The organism is Aeromicrobium sp. (assembly GCF_023146395.1).
In the GTDB taxonomy this organism is placed as follows: domain Bacteria; phylum Actinomycetota; class Actinomycetes; order Propionibacteriales; family Nocardioidaceae; genus Aeromicrobium.
In genome coordinates, this window is sequence record NZ_JAGLCD010000006.1 from 172,447 (window position 1) to 185,808 (window position 13,362).

Genomic DNA, 13,362 nt, shown 5'->3' on the forward strand with positions numbered 1-13,362 from the left:
ATGCCCACCGACGTCGTCGTGCTCGTCGCGACCGCGGTGCTCGCCCTGGCCGCGCTCGTCGCAGCCGCCGTCACGGTCCGAGCCGCGCGGTCGGTCACGCGCGAGCGGGTCCGCATCGAGGCCCGGCTGCGCGACGCCGAGACCGCCCAGGCCGCCGCTCGTGCGCGGGCCCGCGAGGCGACCCTCGTGCCGGTGCCCTACGAGCCAGACCCGGACGACGCGACGCCGGTGCTGCGCGGCAACGAGCCCCCGCACCCCTCCGCCGACCTCCCGGCCGAGACCCGCATCGTCGACGGCCGGGTCGTCGTCGTGCCGACGCAGCGCGATCTCGTCGCGACAGCGCTGAGCCGGCCCGCCACCCGCTTGACGGTCCTCGTGCACGGCCTGACCCACGCGCTCCGGCCCGAGTCGCGCGACCGGATCTCGGCCCTCATGCGGCGCGAGCTCACCCGCCGCCGCCGCGAGCGCCAGCGCGCGGCCCGCCGAGCCGCGCGGGTCCACGTCCCGACCGCCGCGCCGGCCCCGACCGCCTGGGTGTCCGCGCCGGAGGGCGACCGGTGACGCCCCGGGTCGTCTGGTTCGTGGCCGGGACCGCCGCCGGGGTGTATGCCTCGGTCAAGGCGCGCCGAGCCGCCTACCGCCTGTCGGTGCCGGGCATCGCCGACCAGGCCGCCGCACTCGGGCTGGGACTTCGCGAGCTGCGCACCGAGGTCCGAGACGGCATGCAGGCCAAGCAGCGTGACGTCGTGGACGACCTGTACCGTCACGCTGCACTCCCGTCGGCCCCCGCCGACGTCCCCGAGCTCACCAGCACCCACCAGCACCACCCCGAGAAGGACACTGCCTGATGGAGACCGCCGAGATCCGGCGCCGATTCCTCGCTCACTTCGAGACCGCCGGCCACACCGTCGTGCCGTCGGCCCCGCTGCTGTTCGACGACCCGAACCTGCTGTTCGTCAATGCCGGCATGGTGCCGTTCAAGCCGTACTTCCTGGGTCAGGAGACCCCGCCGTACGAGCGCGCCACGAGCGTTCAGAAGTGCGTGCGCACCCTCGACATCGAGGAGGTCGGCAAGACCACGCGGCACGGCACGTTCTTCCAGATGAACGGCAACTTCTCGTTCGGCGACTACTTCAAGGCCGGGGCCATCGAGCACGCTTGGCGGCTCATCACGGGTTCGGTCGCCGAGGGCGGCCTGGGATTCGACCCGGCCACGATCTGGGTCACGGTGCTGCACACCGACACCGAGTCGCGCGAGCTCTGGAAGCAGATCGCGGGCCTGCCCGACGAGCGCATCCAGAACCGCGGCCTGCTCGACAACTACTGGCACATGGGCGTCCCCGGTCCCGGTGGCCCCTGCAGCGAGATCTACGTCGACCGCGGTCCGCAGTACGGACCCGACGGCGGCCCGGAGGCCGACGAGGACCGCTTCCTGGAGATCTGGAACCTCGTGTTCATGCAGGAGGAGATCACCGACGTCCGCGCCAAGGACCAGTTCCAGGTCGTCGGGCCGCTGCCGCACCAGAACATCGACACCGGCATGGGCCTCGAGCGGGTCGCGTACCTCCTGCAGGGCAAGGAGAACATGTACGAGATCGACGAGGTGTTCCCGGTCATCGCCAAGGCCGAGGAGCTCACGGGCCGCCGCTACGGCGCCGATCCCGTCGACGACGTCCGGTTCCGCGTCATCGCCGACCACGTCCGCAGCGGCCTCATGCTGATCGGCGACGGTGTCACCCCGGGCAACGAGTCGCGCGGCTACGTCCTGCGCCGCCTCCTGCGCCGCGCCGTGCGTTCGATGCGTCTGCTCGGCTACGAGGCCCCCGCGCTGCCGGAGCTGCTTCCGGTGAGCCAGCAGCGCATGCGAGCCGGGTACCCCGAGCTCGAGACGGACTTCGCCCGCATCAGCCAGATCGCCTTCGCCGAGGAGGAGGCCTTCCGTCAGACGCTCGGCAAGGGCACCCAGATCTTCGACCTGGCGGCCACCGAGACCAAGACCGCCGGCGCGTCGGTGCTCTCCGGCGCCAAGGCGTTCCAGCTTCACGACACCTACGGCTTCCCGATCGACCTGACGCTCGAGATGGCCGAGGAGCAGGGGCTCTCGGTCGACGCCGACGGCTTCCGCTCGCTCATGGCCGAGCAGCGGGCGCGGGCCAAGGCGGACGCCAAGTCCAAGAAGGGCGTGCACGCCGACACCACGGCCTACCGTGCCGCCCTGGACGCCCACGGTCCCACCGACTGGCAGGCGTACACCACACTGGCCACCGAGTCGCGGGTCCTGGCCCTGCTGGCGGGGGGTGAGCCGGTCCCCGCGATCGTGGCGGGATCGGTCGGCGAGGTCGTGCTCGACCGCACGCCGTTCTATGCCGAGTCCGGCGGACAGAACGCCGACGCCGGACACCTGGTCTGGTCGGGCGGGCGCGGCGAGGTCCTCGACGTCCAGCGACCGATCAAGGGACTCGTGGTGCACCAGATCCGCGTGCTCGAGGGTGAGCTCACGCTCGACACCGACCTCGAGGCGCTCGTCGACCCCGAGTGGCGCACCGGTGCGCGGCAGGCGCACTCCGGCACGCACGTCGTGCACGCCGCCCTGCGCGAGGTCCTCGGGCCCACGGCGCTGCAGTCCGGCTCGTACAACCGCCCCGGCTACCTCCGGCTCGACTTCGGCTGGGGCAGTGCCCTGGCCCCCGAGCAGCTGCGCGAGGTCGAGGAGGCGTCCAACCGGGCCCTGCGGGCCGACCTCCCGGTCAGCGCGAGCTACATGACGATCGCGCAGGCCAAGGAGGCCGGCGCCCTCGCGCTGTTCGGCGAGACGTACGGCGACGAGGTGCGCGTGGTCGAGATCGGCGGGCCGTGGTCGCGCGAGCTGTGCGGCGGCACCCACGTCGAGCACTCCTCGCAGATCGGCACGGTCGTGCTGACGTCCGACAGCTCGGTCGGCGCGGGCAACCGCCGCGTCGAGGGGCTCGTGGGGATCGAGGGCTTCGCCTACCTGGCGCGAGAGCGTGACCTCGTCGCGCAGCTGTCGGGACTGCTCAAGGTCAAGCCCGACGACATCCCCGGCCGGGTGGGTGACCTGGTCGAGCGGCTCAAGGCCACCGAGCGCGAGCTCGACAAGATCAAGGCCGCCGAACTTTTGGCCGGTGCCGGAGCGCTCGCGGAGGGCGCGAAGGACGTCGCCGGCACCGCCGTCGTGGCGACCCGGCTGGACGGTGTGGGCGGTGGCGACCTGCGTACGCTCGCGCTCGACGTCCGCCACCGGCTCGGCCAGGATCGGCCCACCGTCGTGGCGCTGTTCGGTGTCGTCGACGACAAGCCGTCGGTCGTGATCGCGCTGAACGCCGGCGCGATCGACCGTGGTCTCGCGGCCGGCGACCTCGTGCGGGCAGCGGGCGAGAAGATCGGCGGCCGCGGCGGCGGCAAGGCCGACGTCGCCCAGGGCGGCGGCAGTGACGCGACAGGGGTCGAGGCCGCGATCGCGACCGTCGAGTCCGCTGTCGCCGAGGCGTGACCGGGCCGTGCGCCGCGGACGCCGCCTCGGGGTCGACATCGGATCGGCTCGCATCGGTGTCGCGACCTGCGACCCCGACGGCCTGATCGCCACGCCCGTCGAGACCGTCGCGGCCGGTGACGCCGCGGTCGCTCGTCTCGCGGCCCTGGCCGAGGAGCACGATGTCATCGAGATCGTCGTGGGTCTGCCGTACTCGCTGTCGGGGCGCGAGGGTCCTGCCGCCGCGACCGTGCGGGAGGCGGTCGGTGCCCTGATGGAGGCCACCGAGCGCCCCGTGCGCCTGGTCGACGAGCGGCTCAGCACCGTCACCGCGGCGCAGCAGCTGAGGGCCGGCGGCACCAAGGCCAAGAAGCAACGACCCGTCATCGACCAAGCGGCTGCCGTCGTCATCTTGCAGAATGCCCTGGAGGGCGAGCGGATGCGGGGGACACCACCGGGTCAGCTGATCGACCCCCCGACCAAGGAGTGGCATGACTGACACCGGACTCGACCTCGTGACCGGCGGCGAGCCCCCTCGCCCCGAGCGCGGCCGTCGCCGTGCCGAGACGAAGAAGCGGCCCTGGCGGGGTCTGGTCGTGCTGGTCGTGCTCCTGGCCCTCGTGGGCGGGGGCGGCTACTGGGCGTACGGGTGGGCGCAGGACCGCTTCGGCCCGGCCGAGGACTACAGCGGCGAGGGCGCCGGCGAGGTCGTCGTTCAGGTGGAGTCTGGCGCCAGCTGGCGCAGCCTGTCGTACGACCTGGAGGACCAGGACGTCGTGAAGTCGGCTCAGGCCTTCTACGAGGAGGCGCTCGACGACCCGGACCAGGCGGTGCTGAAGGCCGGTTCGTACCAGATGAAGCAGAAGATGTCGGCGGCCGCGGCCTATCGCGCCCTGACGACCGACATCGTGCCCGCCGACGCCACGGTCGTGGTGCCGGAGGGCGCCCGTGTCGATGACATCGTCGCGTCGATCACGGAGCGCACCGACATCCCCCAGGCCGATCTGGAGGCCGCGCTCGCCGATCCGGCGGCCATCGGTCTGCCGGAGATCGCTGCCGGCAACCCCGAGGGCTACCTGTACCCCGCCACGTACACGGTCGACTCGGGGGAGACCGCCGTCAGCCTGCTGTCGAAGATGGTCACCAAGACCCTCGAGATCACCGCCTCGCTCGACATCGAGGGACGCGCGGCGCAGCTGGGGTACACGACTGAGCAGGTCCTGACGATCGCCAGCATCCTCGAGTACGAGGTGTCGACAGACGACTTCGCCCGGGGAGCCCAGGTGTTCTACAACCGCCTCGAGATCGGCATGCCGCTCCAGATGGACTCCACGGTCCACTACATCAGCGGCCGCAGCGGCGACGTCTTCACGACCGCCGAGGAGCGGGCGTCCGACTCGCCGTACAACACCTACAAGTTCCCCGGCCTGCCACCGGGCCCCATCGGCTCGCCCGGCGAGGCGGCCATCGAGGCGGCCCTCAACCCCGAGCCGGGCGACTGGCTGTACTTCGTGGCCGATCCCGACACGGGCGAGACCACGTTCTCGGTGTCGTACTCCGAGCACCAGCAGGCCTGCCGCGACGCCGGGTTCAGCTGCTGATGCGCTGCGCCGTCCTGGGCCGTCCGGTCGCCCACTCCCTGTCGCCGGTCATGCACCGGGCAGCGTACCTCGAGCTCGGCGTCGACTGGGACTACGAGGCGATCGATCTCGGCGAGGACGGGCTGGGGACGTTCCTCGACGGACTGGACGAGACCTGGCGTGGCCTCTCGGTCACGGCCCCGCTCAAGCGACCTCTCGTCGCCCTGCTGGACGACGTCAGCGAGGACGTCGAGCTGCTGGGCGTGGCCAACACCGTGATCCTGGGCGAGGAACGGATCGGCCACAACACCGACGTGTCCGGCGGGCTGAACGCCCTGCGGGAGGCCGGCATCGACGACGTCGTGAGCGCCCGGATCCTCGGCGGCGGTGCCACGGCCGCCTCGATGACGCTCACGCTCTCGCGCCTGGGCGTGCGCCGCCTGGAGGTCGCCGTGCGCGACCCGGCTCGGGCCGGTGAGGTGGTCGAGGTGGCCCGGCGCTGCGGCATGGCCGTCGAGGTGACCTCGTTGACCGATCACGACCACGGGGTCGTCGACGTCCTGGTCTCCACGGTCCCGGCCGCCGTCGTCGACCCGTTCCGGGCTCATCAGGCCGAGGCCGTGTTCGACGTCGTGTACGACCCCTGGCCCACGGCGCTGGCGGCCGAGGGCGAGGCGCGCGGCATCCCGGTCGTCAACGGCCTCGACCTGCTCGCGCACCAGGCGGCCCTGCAGGTCCACCTCATGACCGGCGGCACGGTGCGGCCGTCCCTGCTCCGTGGCGCGGCAGCCCTGGAGCTCGCGGCGCGCTAGGGCGAACGGCTCCTTCGTCGCCGCTCCACCGGCTCGTTCCTCACCGGTGCCGGGCTGCGCCCGGGCGCCTGCCTCGCCTCCGGCTCGGCCCGTGGTGCCGGCGCGTGGCTGGCCGTCGCGACAAGGTGATGGTCCGCTGCTCGACTGAGCGTGCAGCGCCCTGGGGACGGCATCTCGATATCTGCTCAAGCTTGCGGCTAGCCTCGCCGGGTGGAGATCCTGCTCAGCGCTGCCGCGGCCGGCGTCATCGGTGCCGCCGGTCCCTGGGTCATCTCCCGGGTGCCGGAGCCGGACGAGCCAGACGACGACAAGCGGACCTATTCCGCGATCGCCCGTCCGCGCTGGCTGTCACCACTGCTGGCCGTCGTCGCGGCGATCTTCGCCGGCGCCGTCGCCTGGGGCACCGAGCTGCCGGCACTGATGCCGGCGTGGGTCGTGGTCAGCGGGGTCGGCGTGTGGCTGTCCTACGTCGACATCCGGACGCGGCTCCTGCCGTACACGATCGTCGCGCCCCTGTACCTCGCGACCTGGTCGCTCGTCGGGCTCGCGGCGCTGATCGAGCAGGACGTGCAGATCGCCGTCCGGGCGCTCGTGGCCAACATCGTCGTCTACGTCGTGTTCCGGGTCCTGTACGAGATCGGCCGGTTCTTCGGGGGCGCCCTGGGCTACGGCGACGTCCGGCTCGCGGCGGTCCTGTCGCTCGTGCTCGGCCCGCTCGGACCGCAGGTCACGCTCGCCGGAATGTACGCCGGGTTCCTCGTCGGGGCCCTCGCGGGAGTCGTGCTCTCGCTGGCGCGCCTGATCGACCGGCGGAGCTTTGCGTTCGGCCAGTACCTCGTCCTCGGCGCTGTCGTGGGCGCGACCTGGGGGCCTGCGCTCTACGGCTCGTGACGTCGCCCGCCGGGGACGTGGGACAATCACGCCATGCTTCGTTGGTCCACCGCCGGTGAGTCACACGGCCCGGCGCTCGCCGCCCTGATCGAGGGCATCCCTGCCGGGGTGTCCGTCACGTCCAAGGACATCGACGCTGCTCTGGCGCGGCGCCGCCTGGGCTACGGCCGTGGTGCCCGGATGTCCTTCGAGGCCGACGTCCTGGAGATCATCGGCGGTATTCGGCACGGGCTCACGCTCGGCAGCCCCGTCGCGCTGCGCATCGGCAACTCGGAGTGGCCCAAGTGGGACCAGGTCATGTCCGCGGACCCGGTCGACCCCGACGTGCTGGAGGGTCTCAAGCGCAACGCCCCGCTGACGCGCCCCCGCCCGGGGCACGCCGACCTCGCGGGCATGCAGAAGTACGACTTCGACGAGGCGCGCCCGATCCTCGAGCGGGCCAGCGCTCGTGAGACCGCGGCGCGGGTCGCGCTGGGAGAGATCGCCGCGCAGTTCGTCGAGCAGGCCACAGGCGCCACGATCGTGTCGCACGTCGTCGAGATCGGCACCGCGAAGGCGCCCGCCGGTCTGGTGCCGGCCAAGCGCGACGTCGACGCCCTCGACGCCGATCCGGTCCGGTGCTTCGACCCGGAGGCGAGCGCGGCGATGGTGGCCGAGATCGATCTCGCGCACAAGGACGGCGACACCCTCGGCGGCGTCGTCGAGGTCGCGGTGCACGGCCTGCCCCCGGGTCTGGGCTCGCACACGGCCTGGGACCGCCGTCTCGACTCCCGGCTCGCGGCGGCCCTCATGGGCATCCAGGCGATCAAGGGGGTCGAGCTCGGCGACGGCTTCGACCTGGCCCGCACGCGCGGCTCGTTGGCGCACGACGAGATCATCCCGGGCGGCGAGAGCGGTCTGGAGAACATCCGCCGCGCGTCCGGTCGCTCCGGCGGCACCGAGGGCGGCATGACGACGGGCGAGATCCTCCGGGTCCGCGCCGCGATGAAGCCCATCGCCACCGTGCCCCGCGCCCTGCGCACGATCGACGTCACGACGGGCGAGGAGACGCGCGCGCACCACCAGCGGTCCGATGTCTGCGCCGTGCCGGCCGCCGGCATCGTCGCCGAGGCCATGGTGGCGCTCGTGCTCGCCGAGGCCGTGCTCGAGAAGTTCGGCGGTGACTCCCTCGGCGAGACACGCCGCAACGTCGACGGCTACCGGTCGAACCTGAGGTTCCGTTGAGCCCAGACCGGACCGACCAGGCCGGACCCTTCGTCGTCCTGATCGGCGCCCCCGGCGCCGGCAAGACCACGGTCGGCACCCGGATCGCCGAGCGGAGAGGGCTCGAGCTGCGCGACACCGATGCCGATGTCGTCGCCCGCACGGGTCGAGAGATCTCCGACATCTTCGTGACCGACGGCGAGCCGGCGTTCCGGGCGCTCGAGGAGCAGGCCGTCGCTTCCGCGCTCGCCGAGCACACGGGCGTCCTGGCACTCGGCGGCGGTGCGGTCCTGAGCGAGGCGACCCGCGAGCGGTTGGCCGGGCACCGGGTCGTGTACCTGGAGGTCGGACTCTCCGGCGCTGCCCGGCGAGTCGGCCTCAACGCCAGCCGGCCCCTGTTGGTCGGCAACGTGCGCGGTCGTCTCAAGGGTCTGCTCGACGAGCGTCGGCCGCTCTATGCCGGTCTGGCCCGGTGGACCGTCGAGACCGATGACCGATCCGCCGACCAGGTCGCCGACCTCGTGCTGCAGCTCCTGGCCGAGGATGACGTGCCGAGCATCGAGGAGACACCATGAGTTCAGGTCCCATCGAGATCCGTGTCGCGACGGCCCAGCCGTACGACGTCGTGATCGGTCGCGGCCTGCGCGACCGCGTGCTGGACCTCGTGGGGCCGGAAGCTGCGCGCGTCGCGATCATCCACGCGCCGAGCGTCGCCGACCGGGCCACGGCACTGCGGATGCCGCTGGCCGACGCGGGCGTCGCGGTCCGGGTCATCGAGGTCCCGGACGCCGAGCAGGCCAAGACCGCAGCGGTGCTGACCGAGTGCTGGCGGGTCCTGGGCGAGGCCGGCTTCACCCGGTCCGACGTCGTGATCGGGCTCGGAGGCGGTGCGACGACCGACCTGGCCGGCTTCGTCGCCGCCACGTGGCTGCGCGGCGTGCGTTTCATCAACGTGCCCACCACGGTGCTCGGCATGGTCGACGCGGCCGTGGGTGGCAAGACCGGCATCAACACCGTGCAGGGCAAGAACCTCGTGGGCGCCTTCTACGAGCCCGTCGGAGTGCTGTGCGACCTCGATGCGCTCGTGACCCTCCCGGCGCGGGAGGTGCGCAGCGGGCTGGCCGAGATCGTCAAGTGCGGGTTCATCGCCGACCCGTCGATCCTTGACCAGGTCGAGGCCGATCCGCGCGCGGCGTCCGACGTGCGGTCCCCGGTCGTGGCCGAGCTCATCGCCAAGGGGATCGCGGTCAAGGCCGCGACCGTGAAGGGGGACCTGCGCGAGGGCGGGGGCTCCGGAGGGACGATCGGTCGCGAGGCCCTCAACTACGGCCACACGCTCGGACACGCGATCGAGCGGCACGAGGACTACGCCATCCGGCACGGCGAGGCCATCAGCATCGGCATGGTGTTCGTCGCCGAGCTCGCCCGGGCCCAGGGGCTGATCGACGACGCGCTCGTGGCGCGCCACCGCGCGACGCTCGAGCTCGTCGGGCTGCCGACGAGCTACCGCGCCGATGCCTGGCCCCACGTGCTCGACGCCATGCGGCTGGACAAGAAGACCCGCGGCTCGACGTTGCGCTTCGTCGTGCTCGACCGGCTCGCGTCGCCGACGATCCTGCCCGTGACCGACGAGTACCTGCTCCGCGACGCCTACCGCGCCGTCAGCGCCTGAGCGGGCCGGGCGTGGACTCAGCCATCGAGGACCGGGGGAGCCGGCGCGACCGCGCCGTCGCCGCGCTGCGCGAGCTGGGCGCGGACCGCCTGCTCGTCACCGACCTGGTCAACGTGCGCTACCTCAGCGGGTTCACGGGGTCCAACGGCGCCGTGGTGCTGTCGGCGGACGGAGCGGCGTCCCTGGTGACCGACGGTCGCTACCGCGACCAGGCTGCGGTCCAGAGCCCGGACTTCGACGTCCACGTCGCGCCGAGCCTGCTCGGCCCTGCGGCGGCGTTGGCGCCGGCGGAGCGCTGGGCGGTCGAGACGCACGTGCTCACCGTCGAGCAGCACGACGTCCTGGTCGAGCAGCTCGACCACGAGCCCGTGCCCAGCGGGCGGCTCGTGGAGGGCCTGCGCGAGGTCAAGGACGCCGGCGAGGTCGAGCTGCTCCGCCAGGCCTGCGCGATCTCGGTCGAGGCGCTCGAGCAGACGTGGGCCGGGCCGCTCGTCGGACGCACCGAGCGCGAGGTCGCCATCAGGCTCGAGCGGCTCATGGTCGACCTCGGCGCCGAGGCGGCCGCGTTCGACACGATCTGCGCCGCCGGCGAGAACTCCGCGATCCCGCACCACAGCCCGACCGACCGGGTCCTGGCTGCCGGTGACCTGCTCAAGATCGACTTCGGCGCCCGCGTCGGCGGCTACCACGCCGACTGCACCCGCACGGTCGTGCTCGGTCGTGCCGCCGGGTGGCAGCGCGAGATCCACGCAGCCGTCCGCCAGGCCCAGGCGCTCGGCGTCGACGGCCTACGGGTCGACGCGACCCCGGCGCAGATCGACGCCGCAGTTCGCGCCGATCTGGATGCCTCGGGCTGGCTCGACCGCTTCACGACGGGTCTCGGACACGGTGTGGGTCTGCAGATCCACGAGGACCCGTTCTTCGGACCCGCGCGCACCGGTAGACTGGTCCATCGCACTGTGCTGACGATGGAACCGGGTGTGTACCTGGTCGGTCGTGGCGGCGTGCGCATCGAAGACACCGTCTGCGTCACCCCGGGTCATCCCGAGGTCCTCACGCCGGCGCCCACCGACTTGTTGGAGATTGGCTGATGGCCACCACGAACGACCTGAAGAACGGCATGGTTCTCAACATCGACGGACAGCTCTGGGCTGTCGTCGAGTTCCAGCACGTCAAGCCGGGCAAGGGCCCTGCCTTCGTGCGGACCAAGCTCAAGAACGTCGAGTCCGGCAAGGTCGTCGACAAGACCTTCAACGCCGGCACGAAGGTCGAGACGGCCTCGGTCGACAAGCGCGACATGCAGTACCTGTACAACGACGGGTCCTCGTACGTCTTCATGGACATCCAGACCTACGACCAGATCGAGATCGCGCCGGAGCAGATGGGCACCGCCCCGGACTACCTGCTCGAGAACACCAACGCCGTCGTGGCCACGAACGAGGGCCGCGTGCTGTACGTCGAGCTCCCGCTCTCGGTCGAGCTCCTCGTGCAGCACACCGATCCGGGCCTGCAGGGCGACCGCTCCTCCGGCGGCACCAAGCCGGCCACGCTGGAGACCGGCAAGGAGATCCAGGTTCCCCTGTTCCTCGAGACCGGCGAGAAGATCAAGGTCGACACGCGCGACGGCAGCTACCTCGGCCGCGTGAAGTCCTGATGGGAGCGCGCACCAAGTACCGCAAGCGCGCGCTCGACATCCTCTTCGAGTCGGAGCTGCAGAGCCTGTCGATGGGCGGCTCGCTGGTCGAACGACTCGTCACGAACCATCCGCCGATCAACGCTTACACCGTCACGCTCGTCGAGGGCGTGGCCGAGCACCAGGCACGGATCGACGAGCTCCTGACCGAGCACGCCCGCGGCTGGACGCTCGACCGCATGCCGGGTGTCGATCGCAACCTGCTGCGCCTGGGCACCTACGAGATCCTCTTCGCCGACGACGTGCCGGACGCCGTCGCCGTCAGCGAGGCCGTCGACCTGGCGCGCGAGCTCAGCACGGACGACTCGCCGTCCTTCGTGGCCGGTGTGCTCGGCGCGATCATCGAGGGCAAGGCCAAGCAGGACGCGTGAACGCGGCGGCACTCGATCCCATCGCCGCTACGTGGTGCACATCAGCCGAAGCGTGCGCGGGCAGTTTGGAAATGTCCTGATCGCGACGCTCGGACGGTTGGGTCTGCTGATGTCTGCGGCGGGTGTCGGTAGAGCGCGCAGACTCAGAGAGCCGCGCGAAGACAGACCACGAATTCACGCCCGTAGCGGGTATCCAGCGTCGTCGTGACGGGTGTGTTGTGCGGTGGTGCGGATCGCTCGGAGGTGGTGGCGGGTGGTGCGACGTTGGGTGAGGCCGATGGGTCGTCCGTCTCGGGTGGTGAGGTCGAATTTGCCGTGGCCGAGGGCGTCGATGATGAGTAGTCCGCGGTGGACGAGTGAATGGCAGGTCTGGCAGAGGCCGATGAGTCCGTCGAGGTCGGTGCGGCCGCCGTTGGACCACCAGGTGGTGTGGTGGATCTCGAGGTGGGTGTGGGTGCACCCGGGTGCTGCGCACTGGCCGTGCTGTCTGGCGTTGACGGCTTTGCGTTGGGGTGGGGTGGCGAGGCGGATGGTGTCGCCGACGTTGAGGATCTGCGCCTGCTCGATGTCGTCGGTGCTGGCCAGGATGGGGGTGATGTCGCCGGTGCAGGCCAGGTAGGACAGCAGCTGGGGGCCGATGGGCCCGAATCCGGCGAGCTCGGCCGGCTCACCGACGGGTTGGGCGGTGCCGGGTTCCGCGGTCATGGCCTCGTGAAGCGTCTCGACCCCGACGATCACGCTCAGTTGGGGGCGGATGCCCTTGCTCGACGGCAGCCCGGATTCGAGGACGGACGAGAGGAGTCGGTCGAGGCCGGCGACACGGCGTTCGGCGCTGGACCGGTCGTCATTCGCGACCGTGGGGATCGACAACGAGTCGAGCACGGCCTTCAGCTTGGCGCCGGTCTCAGTCTTCAGGAACCCCGTCAGGTGCCAGCCCTCAGGCACGGCGGACAGTTGGAGGTCTTCCTTGGCCATGCCGTTGATCCACGCCTCATCCAACGCTTCCGGGTAGACCGCATCGCGCAGGGCGCGGACGACCCGGCGCAGCTGGACCGGTTCATGGGTCGTCGCGACGGCCAGCAACCAGGGTTCAGCATCAGTGACGATCTCGTGGCCGATGTGCTTGAGGCCGAAGGTGAAGAGCTTGACGTGGTCCAGGCGGATGGCGCCTTCCACGGCCGCCTCGGCCACCGCGGGCAGCTCCCGCATCGTGTGGTCGGCCGCGATCAGAGACCGCGTAGTGCGGGCGTCGAGGCGGAGATGGTCACGCGCCCACGCGGTGACCGTGGAGGCGCCGTCGAGTTCGTGGTCGGCGGTGCGTTCCAGCTCCGCCAGATGGTGAGCCTTCGCGGCGTCGAGGGCGTCTTGCGCGGTCTGGATCGCGACCAGAGCGGACCGGTGGTCGGTGCTGGTGACGGCGTGCGCGGCGGTACGGAGTGCGTGCACCGTGGGCCCCGAAACCATGGTTCGAGTGTAGTCGAACAGATGTTCGACGGCAAGGGATTGGGGGCAGATTTCCGCTGGGGTTGCAGGTTTTTCTGACAGTCCGGCCGGTCAGATGGTGGCGGGCGGAAACCACCTGCTTCTGGTCCTTGCTGCTTGTCCGTCACGACGGCGCGAGGTCAGCTGTCCGGGGTCTCGATACGGCCG

The 13,362-nt window shown here is 71.4% G+C and carries 14 protein-coding genes; 13 read left to right on the forward strand and 1 reads right to left on the reverse strand.

Annotated features, from left to right (window positions below):
• The 13 genes from KAG51_RS05945 to nusB all read left to right on the forward strand — a co-directional run bounded on the left by KAG51_RS05945 (position 1) and on the right by nusB (position 11,712).
• Positions 1-561 carry a hypothetical protein gene (locus tag KAG51_RS05945; RefSeq protein ID WP_290581623.1) on the forward strand — a complete coding sequence of 187 codons (561 nt, stop codon included), beginning with the start codon at positions 1-3 and terminating at the stop codon, positions 559-561.
• On the forward strand, positions 558-848 hold the full coding sequence (locus KAG51_RS05950) for a DUF6167 family protein (RefSeq protein ID WP_290581625.1): 291 nt from the start codon (positions 558-560) through the stop codon (positions 846-848). Before KAG51_RS05945 ends, KAG51_RS05950 begins: the two co-directional genes overlap by 4 nt.
• Entirely contained in the window at positions 848-3,511 is a 2,664-nt protein-coding gene (gene alaS, locus KAG51_RS05955; RefSeq protein ID WP_290581627.1) for an alanine--tRNA ligase, read from the forward strand. The genes KAG51_RS05950 and alaS overlap by 1 nt, the downstream gene beginning before the upstream one ends.
• 7 nt (positions 3,512-3,518) lie before the next feature.
• Positions 3,519-3,989, forward strand: a complete 471-nt coding sequence (gene ruvX / locus KAG51_RS05960) for a Holliday junction resolvase RuvX (RefSeq protein ID WP_290581629.1) — start codon at positions 3,519-3,521, stop codon at positions 3,987-3,989.
• Entirely contained in the window at positions 3,982-5,091 is a 1,110-nt protein-coding gene (gene mltG, locus KAG51_RS05965; protein ID WP_290581631.1) for an endolytic transglycosylase MltG, read from the forward strand. The genes ruvX and mltG overlap by 8 nt, the downstream gene beginning before the upstream one ends.
• Complete coding sequence (locus KAG51_RS05970; RefSeq protein WP_290581633.1) at positions 5,091-5,882, forward strand: shikimate dehydrogenase; 792 nt, start codon at positions 5,091-5,093, stop codon at positions 5,880-5,882. The genes mltG and KAG51_RS05970 overlap by 1 nt, the downstream gene beginning before the upstream one ends.
• A 210-nt stretch (positions 5,883-6,092) precedes the next feature.
• Positions 6,093-6,773, forward strand: a complete 681-nt coding sequence (locus KAG51_RS05975; protein WP_290581635.1) for an A24 family peptidase — start codon at positions 6,093-6,095, stop codon at positions 6,771-6,773.
• Positions 6,774-6,806: 33 nt separating this feature from the next.
• A complete protein-coding gene (aroC, locus tag KAG51_RS05980) occupies positions 6,807-7,997 on the forward strand; it encodes a chorismate synthase (protein WP_290581637.1) in 1,191 nt (396 codons plus the stop codon).
• Complete coding sequence (locus tag KAG51_RS05985) at positions 7,994-8,551, forward strand: shikimate kinase (protein ID WP_290581639.1); 558 nt, start codon at positions 7,994-7,996, stop codon at positions 8,549-8,551. Before aroC ends, KAG51_RS05985 begins: the two co-directional genes overlap by 4 nt.
• On the forward strand, positions 8,548-9,648 hold the full coding sequence (aroB, locus tag KAG51_RS05990; RefSeq protein WP_290581641.1) for a 3-dehydroquinate synthase: 1,101 nt from the start codon (positions 8,548-8,550) through the stop codon (positions 9,646-9,648). The genes KAG51_RS05985 and aroB overlap by 4 nt, the downstream gene beginning before the upstream one ends.
• An 11-nt stretch (positions 9,649-9,659) precedes the next feature.
• Positions 9,660-10,739, forward strand: coding sequence for a Xaa-Pro peptidase family protein (locus tag KAG51_RS05995; RefSeq protein ID WP_290581643.1), 1,080 nt, complete (start codon positions 9,660-9,662; stop codon positions 10,737-10,739).
• Entirely contained in the window at positions 10,739-11,302 is a 564-nt protein-coding gene (gene efp / locus KAG51_RS06000; protein ID WP_290581644.1) for an elongation factor P, read from the forward strand. The genes KAG51_RS05995 and efp overlap by 1 nt, the downstream gene beginning before the upstream one ends.
• Positions 11,302-11,712 (forward strand): transcription antitermination factor NusB, encoded by a 411-nt coding sequence (nusB, locus tag KAG51_RS06005; protein WP_290581645.1) that lies wholly within the window; start codon positions 11,302-11,304, stop codon positions 11,710-11,712. The genes efp and nusB overlap by 1 nt, the downstream gene beginning before the upstream one ends.
• 174 nt (positions 11,713-11,886) lie before the next feature.
• On the opposite strand, the gene KAG51_RS06010 is transcribed toward nusB, so the two are convergent.
• Entirely contained in the window at positions 11,887-13,176 is a 1,290-nt protein-coding gene (locus tag KAG51_RS06010) for an HNH endonuclease signature motif containing protein (protein ID WP_290581647.1), read from the reverse strand.
• Positions 13,177-13,362 lie beyond the last annotated feature (186 nt).